Source organism: Nesterenkonia halophila, assembly GCF_009467795.1.
GTDB lineage: Bacteria > Actinomycetota > Actinomycetes > Actinomycetales > Micrococcaceae > Nesterenkonia > Nesterenkonia halobia.
In genome coordinates this window covers 177165-192925 of record NZ_WIAX01000012.1, presented here as the reverse complement: position 1 = coordinate 192925, position 15761 = coordinate 177165, and the positions used below count along the sequence as shown (strand labels likewise).

Genomic DNA, 15761 nt, shown 5'->3' with positions numbered 1-15761 from the left:
TCCCAGGACTGCCCCGAGGTCGTTCCCGGGGCGGCCCCGAGGGCTCCGCGCGCTCGCCGTCCCGTTCGGTCACTCCGCGGCGAGCAGCCGGGTGCGCAGCGCCTCCAGCGCGTCCTCGGCCTCGGCCGCCGCGCGCACCGGAGAGCTCGCGGCCTCGGCCGCGTCGGTCTCCTCGCGCAGGGCGGCGAGCAGCTCGCCGCGCTCGGCCGACGGCGCCGGCTTCAGCGTGCGTCGATAGACCGTCCCGAGGCGCCGGCCGGCCGGAGTCCCGCGGAACCTCTCGAGCGCCAGCGTCGCCTCGCCCCGACCGCGGCGGCTGAGCCGCCCGAGGACCGGCCGCAGCGCGGCCGGGCGCAGCATCCCGACGCGAGGGCGGACGGGCAGGTCGAAGAAGCGCCGGGCCGCCGCCGTCGTCCACGGGTGCGCCCGCGGATCCTCGACATAGCAGCGGGCCAGCTCGTCGAGCACCCCGGCGGCCTCGGCCCGCTGCGCGGCCGGCACCCGGTCGAGCTTGTCCAGATACCAGCCGACGAAGAAGGACTCGAAGCGCGTGTCCAGATAGTCCTGCATCAGCCCGACCTCGCGCAGCCAGGCCGCCCGGGCCGTCTCCAGCAGCAGGTATTTGCGGAAGTAGCCCGGCGAGATCGCATTGACGATGGAGGTCTCCACGGCGCCGTAGTAGACGTAGGCGGGCTCCTCGACCTCCAGGTACGCCTCGGCGCGGAAGAGCAGCTGCTGGAAGAAGAAGGTGTCCTGGCCCGTGGCGCCGACCGGCTGCTCGAGTCCCAGCGACTGCAGCCAGACGGTGCGGAAGACCATGGACTCGATGCTGGCCGGGCGGAATCGGGTCTCCCGCAGGCTGTCGCGCGAGGGACGGCGCAGGCCGTCGCGCAGGGCTGCGCCCTCGCGCAGCCAGGAATGCACATCCAGGTGCAGCCACCGGTCGGTCCAGGTGATCTGGGTGGCCAGCGCGAAGTTCGCCTCCTCGGCGGCGGCCAGCCGATCGGCCATCCGAGAGTAGGAGTCTCCGAGCTGCTCGTCGTCGGGATCCAGATAGGTGGTGTACTCGGTCGCCGCCAGGGCCAGTCCGGTGTTCCGCGGGCGCGACGCCGATCCCGAGCCGCCGGGCGCGTGGTGGTAGGCGGTGACGTTGGCGTGCGTGCGGGCGAGGTCCGCGACGATCGCCGGCGTGACGCCGTCGGTGGAGCCGTCGTCGACCAGCAGCACGTGCATCCGGGAGAACCCGGGGGAACGGCGCAGCGAGGCGAAGGCCTTGTGCCGCAGGTGGTGCCCGTTGTCGAAGATCGGCACGATCACCGACAGGTCCAGCCCCTCGGCGGCGGCGACGGCGCGGGTCCGGGCGGCGGCGTCCTGCAGCGGCTCCTCCGCGTCGGCGTGCTCCGGCGTCTCGTCGGCATCCGACCCCGCGGCGCAGACGGTGACCGTCGACTCTGCGCGACGGTGCTGGAAGGAGTCGAGGGCGAGGCTGCGCAGCCCGCGGGCGGCCGCCGCGGTCCGCTCCGCCGATCCCAGAGCAGGGCCGCCCAGCGTCTCCTGGGGGCGGTGCAGCGCGGTCAGCTCCCACGCGGTGTCGGCCCCTGCTCGTCGATGGGTCAGCGAGGCGGCGTCGGTCGCGGCGTCGAGGCCTCCGTCGGCCCGGTTCTCCAGCTTCACCGTCATCGGGGCGGACTGGAATCGCAGGCCCGCCAGGTGGTCGGCGACGTAGTCGGGCTCGTAGCGTCGGTCGGGGCTGACCGGGAGCAGGATGTCATAGTCGTCCGCGCGGGCCGGCAGATCCTCCCAGCGCACGAGGTCGACGGATCCCGCCGACTGGATGCGCAGGTCCGCCCGCAGCGTCTCGGTCGGCTCCTCGCTCACGGCCAGCACACGCTCCCCCGGCATGTCGATGCTGACTCCGGCGATCGCGGCCACCCGGGCGAGGAGGTCGACGACGTGATGGTCGAGGAAGACGCGGCGGATGCCGTCGCCCTGGATCCGCCGGAGATCCTCGTGTCCGGCGGCCGAGGACGTCAGGTGTCGCAGCGTCGCGGCCACGTCCTCGGCGGAGTTGGCGATGTGCACCTGCGGGTGGTGCGAGTTCAGCCCCTGGCTGTAGGTGGAGAGCACCATCGTTCCGGAGGCCTGCAGCTCCAGCGCCCGATTGGCGAACATCGTCTGCGAGTCCTGCACCGAGTTGAAGTTGATCGCGATGTCCACGGTGCGCTGCAGGCCCATCAGCTGTTCGTGGTCCATCGACGGGGCGCGGTGCGGCCAGTACTCGAACGGCATCAGCTGGTTCGGCGAGGGGTCCTCGGCGTCGTAGTGCCGGTCGATCAGCGCCAGCGGCCGGTCCGCGGCCAGCACGCCGTCGAGGATCCATCGGCCCTGCTCGGCCCGGCTCGGATACTTCCGGCCCATCCAGGATCCGGCGAAGGGGATCAGCTCCGAGCCGGCGGGGCGGCCGCCCAGCGGCGAGTGCAGCAGCGGGTTCACCCCGAAGGGCAGCACCTCGATGCTGCGCGCGCCCGGGCAGTCGGCGCGGTACTGCGGGACGACTTCGGCGGCAGTGGTGAGGACGTGCTCGCAGGCGCGGGCGACGTCGAGGAAGCGCCGATAGTCCGGCGGATCCTCCTTGCCGTAGTAGACCGTCGGCACTCCGGCCGCGCGGAAGGCGGGGATGAGAGTCTCGACCAGCAGCGTCCGGCGGGCGCGCGCCCCCTCGCCGGTGACGTCCCAGCTGGCGCCGTCGTGGCCGCGCCAGGTCGCCGCGACCAGCAGCACGTCCACCTCGCCGAGGCGCTCCTGCCAGTTCTGCGGGGTGATGGGCAACAGCTCGGCGGCGCCGGTGAAGGTGTCCAGCAGGAACCGGTCGCAGATGATGCCGAGGCGCAGGCCCAGCCGCGGACGGGTGATCCCGGCTTCGGGGCCGGGGAGCTGCTCGGCGGCCTCCAACGCCTGCTCGACCGCGCGTCGGGGCGGCGTCGCCGCGCCCGGTGCGGGCCGCGGCGCGGCGAGCAGCTCGGCCGGCAGCGACGGTCCCCGGTGCTCCTCCGTCGCGGCCCCGCGGTTCTCGAGCGTGGCCGCGCGACGATGATGCGCCTCGGCCGGCCGCCGCCAGACGCCGGGGTCATGCGTCTGCTCGGCCATCCACGAAGCGGCGCGGCGGTGGGTGCGGGCGGTCTCCTGCAGCGCGGAGGCCCAGGTCTCGGCCGGGGCGGGCTGCCCGGGCTGCTCGGCGTGCTCGGATGGCGGGGGAATGCTCACCCTGAGAGCCTATCGCCGCCGGAGTGCGCGACGTCTTCCGGCATGCCGCCTTCCCGGCGAGGTCGGTGCAGATCGCGCGGGCGTGGAGGCCGCCCGGGGCGGCGTCGCAGGTCCGGCGGGCTCGCCGGTGGCAGGGGATGCGTGCGAGGTTTGGCGGCGGCGCCGGGGTCTTGCTAATCTGAGGTGTCGCCGCGACGCCGCGGCCGATCGGGGATGTAGCTTAATGGTAAAGCTTCGGTCTTCCAAACCGACGACGCGGGTTCGATTCCCGTCATCCCCTCTCCTGAGATGTCGCAGGACATCCTCGACGACGGGCCCTCTGTGCAGATCTGCGCAGAGGGCCCGTCGTCGTCCGTGCCCCTCCCGCCTCCGGCGCGTCGGGGTTCGGCGTCCGGGCCGCGCGGCGGGTCGATACGATGGCGAAGAGGGTCGGGACCGGTTCCGGCCAGTCCGTCCGTCGCCGTTGAAGCCCCGAGGTCCGCATGCCCGCTGCATCCCGCTCCGCCGACCGACCACGCGTGCACTTCGTGGTCCAGCCGACGGTCAGCCACTATCGGGGCCCGCTGCTGCGACGACTGCTGGAGAGCCGGCGCCTGGAATTCGACCTCGTCGGCCGCTTCCGCAACTCCGAGGGGGCCTCGGCCGACCGCATCGAGTCCGCCGACGCATCGGTGCTGGCCGAGGTCACGCCGATGGACTTCGTCTCCTGCGGCGAGCTCTGGTGGGAGAAGGGCCAGGTCGGCGCGGTGCTCTCCGGCCGCCACGACGTCTACGTGCTGGCCGGCCGCATCTACACCCTCTCCGCCTGGGCCGCGCTGCTCGCCGCCCGGGCGCGCGGGGCCCGGGTGCTGCTCTGGGGCCACGGCTGGAAGCGTCCGGAGTCCGGGGTGAAGCGGCGGCTGCGCCTGGCCTTCTACGCGCTCTCCGACGGGCTGCTGGTCTACGGGGACCGTGCCCGTGAGCTGGGGACCGCCTACGGCGTGGACGCCGAGAAGATCGCCGTGGTGTACAACAGCATCTACTCGGCCGACCAGCTCGAGGCGACCGACGCCGACGTCCCGAGGAGCACCGGCGCGAGCCGTGCGGAGGAGGGCCGTCGGGATCCGACGGGCGACGAACGGCCGACGCTGATCTACAGCTCGCGGCTGACCACTCGGCACCGGCTGGACACCCTCGTCGAGGCGCTGGAACAGCTGCCGGAGGACGCCGTGCGGCCGCGGGTGATCGTCGTCGGCGACGGCGTCGAGCGGCCTCGGCTCGAACGGCGCTTCGCCGACGCCGGCCTGGAGGCCGATTTCCTGGGGGCGGTCTACGACGTCGACCGGCTCCGCGCGCTCTACGCCGCCGCCGACGCCGCCGTCTGCATCGGCGGGGCGGGGCTGAACGTCACCCAGGCGCTGGGCTTCGGCGTGCCGGTGGTGGCCGAGGACGCCCACCCCGACTCGAGTCCGGAGATCGAGGCCGTCGTCGACGGCGAGACCGGCCGGCTGTACCGCTCCGGGGATCCGGCCTCCCTGCAGGAGGTGCTGGCCGAGATGCTCGCCGACCCGCCGGCCATGCGGCGGATGGGGGCGGCCGGCCGGGCCGTCGTCGAGGAGCGCTACACCGCCGAGGCGCACGCCGAGGCCCTGGAGGAGGCGATCCTGGGGTTCCTGCGGCGCTGGGACCGCCGCGGCCGACGCCGCCGGAGCATGAAGCCGGCGACGTCCTGACACGACGAGGCCCTCCTTCCGGAGCTCCGGAAGGAGGGCCTCGTCGTGCGGGGCGGGTCCGAGTCGTTCTCGGCGCGAGCCAGGATCAGGCCGGCGTCTTCGTCCCGCTCGTCTGGGCCAGCATCGCGTCGAACTCCTCCTCGACCTGCGCGTTCCGGCGGTAGGTCGCCAGCGAGACGACGACGGCGGCCAGCAGCGCCAGGGCGAAGCCGGGGATGATCTCGTAGACCACGCCGGAGAGGGTGTCGGTCGAGCCCCAGACGCCCACAGTCACCGCGCCGACGACCATGCCGGCCAGCACGCCTGGCATGGTCAGCTTCCGCCAGTAGAGGCTGAGCAGCACCACCGGGCCGAAGGCGGCGCCGAATCCGGCCCAGGCGAAGCCGACGAGGTCCAGGATCGTCGACTCGGTGTCCAGCGCCAGCAGGGCGGCGACCACGGAGACGGTCAGCACGGCCGCGCGGCCGAGCATCAGCTGCTGGCGGCGGGTGGAGTTCCGCCCGAAGCTCAGGTAGATGTCCTCGACCAGCGCTGAGGAGGAGACCACCAGCTGGGAGGAGATCGTCGACATCACCGCGGCCAGCACGGCGGCCAGCAGCAGCGCGGCGATGAACGGATGGAACATCGCCTGGGCGAGCACCAGGAAGACGTGCTCGGGGTTGTCCAGCGCGGAGCCTTCGCTCTGGAAGTAGGCCACGCCGATCAGTCCGGTCATCACCGCGCCGAAGCCGGCCAGCGCCATCCAGCCGATGCCGATGCGCCGGGCGGCGGGGGCGTCGGCCACGGAGCGCATGGCCATGAAGCGCACGATGATGTGCGGCTGGCCGAAGTAGCCCAGGCCCCAGGCCACGGCCGAGACCACGCCCCAGAACGAGGCGCCGACCAGGAAGCTCATCCGGTCGACGTCGCCGCCGGAGGCCGCGTCGGCGGCGTCGACGCCGGAGGTCACGTCGCCCCATCCGCCCATCGTCGCCAGCGCGATGATGGGCACCAGCAGCAGGCCGATGAACATCATCGTGCCCTGCACGACGTCGGTCAGCGAGGCGCCGAGGAAGCCGCCGGCCAGCGTGTACACCACCGTCACACCCGCGACGATGAGCATCCCCGGCACGTACTCCAGGCCGAAGGCCACGGTGAAGAACTGGCCGCCGGCCACCAGGCCGGAGGAGACGTAGAAGATGAAGAAGGCCAGGATGATCAGCCCTGCGATGATCCGCACGGCATGATTGTCGGTCTTCAGCCGGGACTCCAGGAAGCTGGGGATGGTGATGGAGTTCTGCGAGACCTCGGTGTAGGCCCGCAGGCGCGGCGCGACGAACTTCCAGTTCAGCCAGGCGCCGACGGTCAGCCCGATGGCGATCCAGGCCTCCACGAGTCCGGAGGCGTAGATGGCGCCGGGCAGGCCCATCATCAGCCAGCCGGACATGTCGGAGGCTCCCGCCGAGAGGGCGGCGGTCGACGGGCGCAGCCGGCGGCCGGCGAGCATGTAGTCGTCGTAGCTGCTCGTCCGGCGATAGGCGTAGTACCCGATCGCGAGCATGCACGCGAAGTACAGGATCACCGCCACGAGTTGGACGGAGGAATCTGCGGTCTCGATCATGCGGCAGAGTATGGCACGCAGTGTGCGGGGTCACCATGTGCCGCGCCCAGTCGCCGTGCAGTCTCCGTCCAGAGCCTCGGCAGGCGGCGGCTCCGCGCCGTCCATCCGCCCGTCGCCCGCGGGCCGCCCGCCCGTTGCCGGCGCGTCAGTCGCGCGGCGCCAGGATCATGTTCGTCATCCGCGCGGTGGACAGCCGGCGGCCGCGCTCGTCGCGCATCACGATCTCGTGGGAGGTCAGCGTCCGGCCCCGCGAGATCGGCGTGCAGGTGGCGGTCACCATCCCCGCCGTCGCGGCCCGGTGGTGCGTGGCGTTGAGCTCGGTGCCGACCACGGCGTTCTGTTGCTGCAGGTCCAGCCGCACATGCAGGATCGCCGCGATCGAGCCGAGCGTCTCGGCCAGCACCATATGGGCCCCGCCGTGCAGCAGCCCCATGTTCTGCTCGTTGCCGGCCACCGGCAGCGTCGCCACCATCCGCTCGGGACTCATCTCCACGAAGCGCAGACCCATGGTCCGCGCCAGCGGGGAGACGCCGTGCGGCCCCATATGCGCGAAGAGCTCCTCCGGGACTCCGGCCGCGCGCATCAGCGCCAGCCGCTCGTCCTCCTCGGGCAGCGGAGTGGGGGCGGGGGCCGGCGCGGGAGCGGACTCGGGGGCCGGGGCGTCGTCCGCGGCCGGAGCCGTCCGGGCCGCGATGAAATCTCCATCCATGCCCACTAGAGTTGCACTGTGAGCCCGACACGTGAAACCGCCTCCGGCGGCCAGACCCTGGAGACCGACCGCAAGCTGCTCGTCGTCGACGGACACTCGATGGCCTTCCGCGCGTTCTACGCGCTGCCGCCGGAGAGCTTCGTCACCGACACCGGCCAGCACACCAACGCCGTGCACGGCTTCACGAACATGCTGCTGAAGCTGATCCGCGAGGAGAAGCCCACGCATGTCGCGCTGGCCTTCGACCTCGACACCCCGACCTTCCGGCACGAGGCCTACGAGGAGTACAAGGCCGGCCGGGCGAAGACGCCGGAGGAGTTCAGCGGCCAGATCGGGCTGATCAAGCAGGTCGCCGAAGCGATGCGCATCCCGGCGATCACCGTCGAGGGCTATGAGGCCGACGACATCGTCGCCACGCTGGCCACCCGCGCCGAGGAGGCGGGCTGGCGCACGCTGATCGTCTCGGGCGACCGCGACGCCCTGCAGCTGGTCACCGAGCGCACCCATCTGGACTACCCGACCTCCGGAGTGAGCAAGAGCGTGCGGCTCGACCCGGCCGGCGTCGAGGAGAAGTACAAGGTGCCGCCGGAGCAGTACCGGGACCTCGCCGCACTGGTCGGGGAGAGCGCCGACAACCTGCCCGGCGTGCCGCTCGTCGGCCCCGGCGTCGCCGCCAAGTGGCTGGGCCAGTACGGCTCGGCGCGCGGCATCATCGACCACGCCGACCAGATCAGCGGCAAGCGCGGCGAGAACCTGCGCGCGGCCCTGGACGACGTCGAGCGCAACCTGGAGCTCAATCGGCTGCTGTGCGACGTCGAGCTGCCGGTGGACCTGGAGGATGCCGTCCTCGGCCCGCCCGACCGAGAGGCGGTCGAGCCGCTCTTCGACGCGCTGCAGTTCGACCAGATCCGCGACCGGCTCTTCGACACCCTCGCCGAGCGCTTCCCCGAGGCCGCCTCCCGTCCCGCGCCGACCCAGCGGCTGCCGCGGGTCCGTACCCTCGACGCGGCCGCCGACGTCGAATCGCTGCGCGAGGCCGCCGGACCGGTCGGCGTCGCGCTCTGCCTGGACCGCAGCGGCGAGAGCCTCTCCACCAAGGCCAAGCGCGACGAGGCCGCCCGCACCGCCGAGGCGCTCGCCGTCGTGCTGCTGCCGCCGCCGGACGACGCCGCCGCGGAGGGCGAGGCGGCGGAGGAACCGACCGAGGCGCTCGCCGTCTCGCTGACCGACGCCGAGCCGCCCGTCGAGCAGGCGCTGGCGGACTGGCTGGCCGATCCGCAGGCGCCCAAGCGCGTCCACGACCTCAAGGATGCCGGACGTCGGCTCGCCGCCCGCGGTCTGCGACTGCGCGGGGCCGTCGACGACACGCTGCTCTCGGCCTACCTCATCCAGCCCGACCGGCGGAACTTCGACGTCGGCGACCTGGTGACCCAGCACCTGCGCACCTCGGCGGACCCGGCCGACTGGCTCGGCGCCGACGAGCCCGCCGCGGGGGAGGAACCCGCCGAGGGCACCTCGACCGAGGACCCGCTGGGCGGGGAGGGCACGCTGTTCTCCTCCCAGGACGTGCTGCCGGGGGTCACCGCCGGCGACCTCGACGCCGCGGCGCTGCAGGTGCTGCTGCTGCACCGGCTGAGCCCGGTGCTGACCGAGCAGCTCGTCGAGCGGCGGGCCGACCACCTGGTCCGCGACCTGGAGATCCCGCTGGCCGAGGTGCTGCTTCAGATGGAGCTGGCCGGCATCGCGGTCAGCGCCGAGCGTCTCGAGGCCCTCGACCAGGAGTTCGCCGACCAGGTCGAGGACGCCGCCCAGGCCGCCTACGCCGCGATCGGCCACGAGGTGAACCTCGGCTCGCCGAAGCAGCTGCAGACGGTGCTCTTCGAGGAGCTCGAGCTGCCCAAAACCCGCAAGACCAAGACCGGGTACTCCACCGACGTCGAGTCGCTGCAGGACCTGCTGGCCAAGACGCAGAACGACTTCCTGGTCCATCTGATGGCCCATCGCGACGCGACGAAGCTGCGGCAGACGGTGACCGGGCTGGTCGAGTCGATCGGCGACGACGGCCGGATCCACACCACCTACGCGCAGACGGTCGCGGCCACCGGCCGGCTGTCCTCGCTGCATCCGAACCTGCAGAACATCCCGGTGCGCACCGCCGAGGGTCGCCGCATCCGCGACGCCTTCGTCGTCGGCGAGGGGTGCGAGTCGCTGCTGACCGCCGACTACTCGCAGATCGAGATGCGCATCATGGCGCATCTCTCCGGAGACGAGGAACTCATCCGCGCCTTCCGCGAGGGCGAGGACCTGCACAGCTTCGTCGGCGCCCGCGTCTTCGGCGTGGGCACCGACGAGGTCACCGGCGAGATGCGCTCGAAGGTCAAGGCGATGAGCTACGGCCTGGTCTACGGCCTCTCCAGCTTCGGACTGTCCAAGCAGCTGGGCATCGGCGTCGACGAGGCCCGGGACCTGATGAACGAGTACTTCGAGCGCTTCGGCGCCGTCCGCGACTACCTGCGCGAGGTCGTCGAGCAGGCCAGGAAGGACGGCTTCACCTCCACTATCTACGGCCGGCGGCGGTACCTGCCGGACCTGACCAGCGAGAGCCGGCAGCTGCGCCAGATGGCCGAGCGGGCAGCGCTCAACGCCCCGATCCAGGGGTCGGCGGCCGACATCATCAAGCAGGCGATGCTCGACGTCGACGCCGCGCTGCGCGAGCAGCGGCTGGCCTCGACGATGCTGCTGCAGGTCCATGACGAGCTCATCCTCGACGTCGCTCCCGGCGAGGAGGAGCAGGTGCGCTCGCTGGTGGTGGAGAAGATGGCCGCCGCCGCGGACCTGAGCGTGCCGCTGGATGTGAACGTCGGCGTCGGCTCCTCCTGGCACGAGGCCGCGCACTGACATAGCCTGTCAGGCGTGAGCTCCCTGACACCGCCCCGCCGTCCGCAGGTCTCTCCGCTGCCCGAGGGGCTGCGTGCGGAGACCTTCGCCCCGGCGCTCGACGCCGAGGGCGCCGCCGACGCGCGCACTGCGGCGCACCTGCGCACCACGTTGCAGGGCTTCTACGAGCCGTGGCTGTCGGATGAGGAGGTCTCGCGGCACACGGAGACCTTCATCGCCGATGCGCAGCGGCTGGTCGGGGTCCACCTCGATCCGGCGAGCGAGGAGGCCGGCGCGACCGCCCGTCGTCGAGTCGGGTTCGGCGCCGATCATCCGGCGGCGACCTTCGTGGAGTTCGACGAGACGCTCGACGCCGGTGGCCGAGGCGCCGACGGCCCGCTGCTGGACGCCCGGCTGATCACCGGAGTGACGGTCGATCCCGGATTCCGCCGGCGCGGGATCCTCGCGCATCTGATGACGTCCTCGCTGGCCCGCGCCGTCGACGACGGGATGCCGCTGGCCGCGCTGACCGCCTCCGAGGGCGGGATCTACGGACGCTACGGCTTCGGCGTGGCCGCGCGGGAGGCCGTGCTGCGCGTGGACCTGGCGCACAGCGCCGGCACCGGGCTGCAGCTGCGCGGGGAGCCGAGCGGGCAGGTGATCGGCGCCGATCCGACGGCCATGGACGAGGTCGTCGACGAGGTCTTCGCGCAGTTCCATCGCCGGGTCCGCGGATCGGTGGACCGGCCGACGGGCTACCGTCGTCGGGCCACCGCCCGCTGGTCGCCGCGCGACGTGACCTCCTGGGACCGGCGTCTGCGGGCGGCGGTGCATGTGCGCGACGACGGGTCGATCGGCGGCTACGTGACCTTCCGGCACGCCGGCTGGGAGACCGAGCCGAGCACGCTGGAGATCGCCGATCTGGTGGCCGCCGATGCGACGAGCCATCTGGAGCTCTGGCGGCATCTGGCGCAGCGGGACCTGGTCGCCCGCGCCGAGCTGGGCGGCGCCTCGGTCGAGGACGTGCTGCATGCCGCGGCGGTGAATCCGCGCAGTGTGCAGGTCCGCGAGGTCCGCGACGTCCTCTGGGTGCGCCTCCTCGACGTCGTCCGCTGCCTGCAGGCTCGCGAGTGGGGCGGCGACGGCGCGTTCACGCTGCGGCTGAGCGATCCGCAGGGCATCGCCGACGGCGTCTATCGCGTCGACGTCTCCGGGGGCGTCGCGGTCGTCGAGCCTGTGGTCGATCCGGTGACCGAGCAGCAGGCGGACCGGTGTCCGGTCGGTCCCGTGCTGTCCACGGACGTGGAGACCCTGGGCTCGCTGTACCTCGGGGACGCCGCGGTGGTCACCATGCAGCGGGCGGGTCGGCTGAGCGTCGCCGACGGCGCCGCGGCGAGCGGGGGAGCGGGCGACGCCGAGGACGCGCTGCGCGAGCTCTCGGCGATCGTCGATCTGCCGACCCGGCCGTTCTGCGCCACACATTTCTGAGCCGCCGCGCGCGTCTGACCCGGGCCGCGACGCGCCCGCGCGGTTGAATCCGATTGGTGAGCGCGTATAGACTGGCCGGGCGCGTTCTGCGCACAGAGTCGATAGCTGACGTCTGGCACAGTTTCTGCTCGACTGCGTGCATCATCGCATGTGATCCAGCACCTTGTCATTGTCAATTGTCCGTCGCTCAGTGCATGGAGAACCGTGCGCTGACCAATAAGCCAACGATCCCTCATCGGAGCCCCTACTACATGACCACCACCGCAACCACCCCGCAGGTCGCCGTCAACGACATCGGCACCTCGGAAGAGTTCCTCGCCGCCGTCGACGCCACGATGAAGTACTTCAACGACGGCGATCTCGTCGAAGGCGTCATCGTCAAGGTCGACCGTGACGAGGTCCTCCTCGACATCGGGTACAAGACCGAAGGCGTCATCCCGTCCCGCGAGCTGTCCATCAAGCACGATGTCGACCCGGACGAGGTCGTCGCGGTCGGTGACCAGGTGGAGGCTCTGGTCCTCACCAAGGAGGACAAGGAAGGCCGCCTGATCCTCTCCAAGAAGCGCGCGCAGTACGAGCGCGCCTGGGGCGACATCGAGCGCATCAAGGACGAGGACGGCGTCGTGTCCGGCACGGTCATCGAGGTCGTCAAGGGCGGCCTCATCCTCGACATCGGGCTGCGCGGCTTCCTGCCGGCCTCGCTGGTGGAGATGCGCCGCGTGCGCGACCTGGCGCCCTACATCGGCCAGGAGATCGAGGCCAAGATCATCGAGCTGGACAAGAACCGCAACAACGTGGTGCTGTCCCGCCGCGCCTGGCTGGAGCAGACCCAGTCCGAGGTGCGCTCCTCCTTCCTCAACAAGCTGGAGCGCGGCCAGGTCCGCACCGGCACCGTCTCCTCGATCGTCAACTTCGGCGCCTTCGTGGACCTGGGCGGCGTCGACGGCCTGGTGCACGTCTCCGAGCTGTCCTGGAAGCACATCGACCACCCGAACGAGGTCGTCGAGGTCGGCAAGGAGGTCACCGTCGAGGTGCTCGAGGTCGACATGGACCGCGAGCGGGTCTCGCTGTCGCTGAAGGCCACCCAGGAGGACCCGTGGCAGGCCTTCGCCCGGACGCACGCGCTGGGCCAGGTCGTCCCCGGCAAGGTCACCAAGCTGGTGCCCTTCGGCGCGTTCGTCCGCGTCGAGGACGGCATCGAGGGCCTGGTGCACATCTCCGAGCTGGCGGTCCGTCACGTGGACCTCGCCGAGCAGGTCGTCTCGGTGGGCGAGGAGCTCTTCGTCAAGGTCATCGACATCGACCTCGAGCGTCGCCGCATCAGCCTCTCGCTGAAGCAGGCGAACGAGGGCGTCGACCCGGACGGCACCGAGTTCGACCCGGCCATGTACGGCATGGACGCCGAGTACGACGAGGAGGGGAACTACAAGTACCCCGAGGGCTTCGACCCGGAGACCAACGAGTGGATGGAGGGCTTCGAGGAGCAGCGCGCTGCCTGGGAGGCCCAGTACGCCGCCGCTCAGGAGCGCTGGGAGGCCCACAAGGAGCAGGTCCGCAAGGCCCTCGAGGCCGACGCCGAGGTCGTCGCGCAGCAGACGGTCGGCGGCGGAGGCAGCTCGAGCTCGAGCTCCAGCTCGTCGAACTCCGGCGCCGCCAAGCGCGAGCCGGCTCCGTCGAACTACTCCTCCGAGGCTCCGGAGGACGCCGGCACGCTGGCTTCCGACGAGGCTCTCGCCGCCCTGCGCGAGAAGCTCACCGGCCAGGGCTGAGCATCCGCCTGAGCGCCCAGAGCGCCTGAGGCACCACGAAGGGGCCCGCTCCACCGATCGGTGGGGCGGGCCCCTTCGTCGTCTGCGGGTGCGGACTCGGTCCGCCGACCGCGTCGCGGGGACGAGCCCGCGCGGCCCCGTGCGGTCCTGTGCGGTCCGGGGCCGGATCAGCCGGCGGGCTTCTCGCTGACCGTCACGGTGAACTTCCGGTCCCGGGCGAGCTGGCGGGTCGGGCCCACGAAGCGCCGCAGCGCCGCGCGGTGCTGCAGATGCGAGTTCCACACGCAGTAGAGCGTCCCGCCCGGCGCCAGGGCGCGGCCGGCGGAGGCGATCAGCCGGTGGGCCGCTGTCGGATCGACGGCGTTGCCCCGATGGAAGGGCGGATTCAGCAGGATCAGCCGCTCGCCGCCGTCGGCGGCGACGTCCTCCAGCTCGTCGGCGCGGCGGACCTCCACGCGGTCCGCGACGGCGTTGGCCTCGGCGGTGAGCGTCGTCGAGGCCGTCGCCGAGGCGGAGTCGTCGACGGCCAGCACCTGCACCTGCGGCCGGCGGCGCGCCGCCCAGGCGGCCACCGTCCCGTTGCCGCATCCCAGGTCGACGAGGCGATCGGCCGCGGCCAGCTCCGCCTCGAACGCCGCGTGGCCGTCCACGGCGGCCAGCAGCCGTCGGGTGCCGGGGTCGACGCTGGTGCCGCCGTAGGTGGTGCCCGTGCTGCACAGCGTGAGCTCGTCGACCGGAGCCACGGCGTGGACCGCGCGCCGCGGCCCCGGCGCCGCGAGTCCCCGCCGCGGCGACCGGGCGGTGAGCACCCGCGACTTCGACCGACCTCGGCCGGGGACCACGTCGGCGAAGTGCTGCTCCAGCACCTCGTTCATCGACCGGGTCATGTGTTTGTCGCGCCCGCCGGCCAGCAGCACGACGTCCTCGGCGGCGTGCTCGGCCGCCAGGTGGGCCCAGTCGGCCAGCGCATCGAGCGAGCGGGGCAGCGGCATCAGCACTGTGCGGGCACCGGCCACTGTGTCGGCGTCGACCGGGCGGGGCGCCGGAGCCGGGAGATCCAGCGCCGCGGCGTTCTCGGCCAGCGCCAGCTCGCCGCCGCGGGCGTCCTGGGCCGTGCGCACCGTGTGTCCGGCGGCGACCAGCGGCAGAGTGAGCGCACCCCAGCGGTCGTCGAGGACGACGACTCCGTCGGTGGGATGTCCGGCCGCCCACCAGGCGGCCGCGGTGTCGAGCAGCAGCAGGTCGGCCGCGTCGTAGGCCTGCTCTCCGTCGTCGGGACGCCGGCGCAGCCGCGCCCGGTCGAGGGCGCCGCCGTCCTGCGGCGCCGCAGTCAGCCGGGACGGGACCACCTCGGGCGTGCGGCCGGGCTCCAGCGCGCGGCTCATGCCGGGACCTCGCCCGCGCCGTCGTCGCTGCGGTGCTCGACGTCGACCCAGTCCACACCGGCGGCACGCAGCTCGCCGGCTCCCGCGGAGAGCGTGGCGATCCGTCCCTGCAGCGCCGTCACCGGCCCGTCGTCGTCGGGCACGGCCAGATGCATCCGGGCGCCGGAAGGGCCGACGCCGTACTCGGTCTCGCGGACGGCGGCGCCGGCGCCGCGCAGCTCGTGCTCCCAGCGGCCGACGTCGGCGATCGGCGCGTCGAGCCGGAACTGCCGCATCCGCCGGCGCTGCACCGTCCCGCCCGTCGCCGCCGCCTGCTGCAGGGCCTCGCCCACGGCGTCGGAGTAGGCGCGGACCAGGCCTCCGGCGCCGAGCAGCGTGCCGCCGAACCAGCGCACCACCACGGCGGCGACGTCGGTCAGATCGGCGCGGCCCGAGGGCATCGTCGACTGGGCGAGGACCTCGAGCATCGGGGCGCCGGCGGTGCCGGAGGGCTCGCCGTCGTCGTTCGCCCGCTGCACGTGCCGTTCGGGGCCGATCAGCCAGGCGCTGCAGTGGTGCCGGGCCGCGTGGTGCTCACGGCGCAGCGCATCGACGAGCTCCTGGGCCTCCTCGGCCGACGCGGTCCGGCGCAGCACGGCCAGGAAGCGGGACTTCCGCCGCTCGATCTCGGCGACGATTTCGACTCCGGGGCGCAGCGCAGTGCAGGAGGCGGGGTCGGGCGTCGCGGAGGAGGACGGCGGCGGAGGGGTCATCACCCTCCAGTCTAGGCGATCGCGTCGTCCGGGACGGGTTGCCCGGACCGTCTCCGACGGCGCGCCGCGGGGTCCGCCGGGTGCCTCGAGGAGCCACGACCTGGAGGATCGATGATGGCGCCGGTCACAGTCGCGAGCCGTGTGTCGCGTGCTCTCCGACCGATAATTGCCTACCGTTGGGGTATCAGTCGGGCCCCGCCGGGTC

9 protein-coding genes and 1 tRNA gene are annotated in these 15761 nt (G+C 72.6%); 5 read left to right on the top strand and 5 right to left on the bottom strand.

Going from position 1 to position 15761, the window contains the following annotated elements; all coding sequences use genetic code 11:
• Positions 1-69: 69 nt before the first annotated feature.
• Positions 70-3264 carry a glycosyltransferase gene (locus tag GCL72_RS06430; protein ID WP_153143877.1) on the bottom strand — a complete coding sequence of 1065 codons (3195 nt, stop codon included), beginning with the start codon at positions 3262-3264 and terminating at the stop codon, positions 70-72.
• 209 nt (positions 3265-3473) lie between these two features.
• Between GCL72_RS06430 and GCL72_RS06425 the strand changes: the two genes are divergently transcribed.
• Both GCL72_RS06425 and GCL72_RS06420 read left to right on the top strand, forming a co-directional pair.
• A tRNA-Gly gene (locus tag GCL72_RS06425) sits at positions 3474-3544 on the top strand.
• Positions 3545-3746: 202 nt separating this feature from the next.
• The gene (locus tag GCL72_RS06420) at positions 3747-4976 is read left to right on the top strand and encodes a glycosyltransferase family 4 protein (protein WP_153143876.1); all 1230 of its coding nucleotides are present in this window, start codon (positions 3747-3749) and stop codon (positions 4974-4976) included.
• 85 nt (positions 4977-5061) lie between these two features.
• Here the strand turns inward: GCL72_RS06420 and putP are convergent, their stop codons facing one another.
• Both putP and GCL72_RS06410 read right to left on the bottom strand, forming a co-directional pair.
• Positions 5062-6576: a sodium/proline symporter PutP gene (gene putP, locus GCL72_RS06415; RefSeq protein ID WP_153143875.1), complete on the bottom strand. Its 1515-nt coding sequence runs from the start codon at positions 6574-6576 to the stop codon at positions 5062-5064.
• Between the two features lie 145 nt (positions 6577-6721).
• Positions 6722-7285, bottom strand: coding sequence for a hotdog fold thioesterase (locus tag GCL72_RS06410; RefSeq protein WP_153143874.1), 564 nt, complete (start codon positions 7283-7285; stop codon positions 6722-6724).
• Positions 7286-7303: 18 nt separating this feature from the next.
• Between GCL72_RS06410 and polA the strand changes: the two genes are divergently transcribed.
• From polA to rpsA, 3 genes are all read left to right on the top strand, one after another.
• Positions 7304-10183 carry a DNA polymerase I gene (gene polA / locus GCL72_RS06405; protein WP_153143873.1) on the top strand — a complete coding sequence of 960 codons (2880 nt, stop codon included), beginning with the start codon at positions 7304-7306 and terminating at the stop codon, positions 10181-10183.
• A gap of 15 nt (positions 10184-10198) precedes the next feature.
• Positions 10199-11650 (top strand): GNAT family N-acetyltransferase, encoded by a 1452-nt coding sequence (locus GCL72_RS06400; RefSeq protein ID WP_153143872.1) that lies wholly within the window; start codon positions 10199-10201, stop codon positions 11648-11650.
• Between the two features lie 251 nt (positions 11651-11901).
• On the top strand, positions 11902-13419 hold the full coding sequence (gene rpsA / locus GCL72_RS06395; RefSeq protein WP_153143871.1) for a 30S ribosomal protein S1: 1518 nt from the start codon (positions 11902-11904) through the stop codon (positions 13417-13419).
• Positions 13420-13586: 167 nt separating this feature from the next.
• Here the strand turns inward: rpsA and GCL72_RS06390 are convergent, their stop codons facing one another.
• Positions 13587-14804, bottom strand: a complete 1218-nt coding sequence (locus tag GCL72_RS06390; protein ID WP_153143870.1) for a class I SAM-dependent methyltransferase — start codon at positions 14802-14804, stop codon at positions 13587-13589.
• A complete protein-coding gene (locus GCL72_RS06385) occupies positions 14801-15556 on the bottom strand; it encodes an IMPACT family protein (RefSeq protein ID WP_246161049.1) in 756 nt (251 codons plus the stop codon). Before GCL72_RS06385 ends, GCL72_RS06390 begins: the two co-directional genes overlap by 4 nt.
• Positions 15557-15761 lie beyond the last annotated feature (205 nt).